Source organism: Rhodococcus sp. P4_F3_2 (assembly GCF_056401335.1).
The window spans coordinates 1-386 of the sequence record NZ_JBFUJN010000271.1 but is presented as its reverse complement, the minus strand read 5'-3'; the positions used below and the strand labels follow the sequence as shown (position 1 = coordinate 386).

Genomic DNA, 386 nt, shown 5'->3' with positions numbered 1-386 from the left:
ATGTTAGGAGCAGTAGGCGTCTGGGGGGTATATTCAGTATGTAGTAAATGGGCTATGCAAACGATAAGTCCCATGATGTCTACTTTATATTCGGGTATATTTGGATTGCTTGTTCTTCTACCTTTTAATATTTCAAGTTTTAGGGTTATCCAAATGGATTCTTCTTTCATAAAATCTATTTTATATACTGGCATTATTTCAACAGTTGTTTGTATGGTTCTGTGGAATATTGGTGTTCAAAAATTGGGAACTAATACATCAGGATTGTTTCTAAACTTTAATCCTATATTTACATCTATCCTAGCCTTTATAATATTAGGAGAAGAAATGACCTGGTTTCAAGGAATAGGTAGCATAATTGTAATTAGTGGCTGCTATTTGTTTTC

The 386-nt window shown here is 32.9% G+C and carries 1 protein-coding gene; it reads left to right on the top strand.

The window, feature by feature from the left end:
* The coding region (locus tag AC1DWA_RS33695; RefSeq protein WP_477917883.1) for a DMT family transporter at positions 1 to 386 on the top strand (386 nt) is incomplete at its 3' end.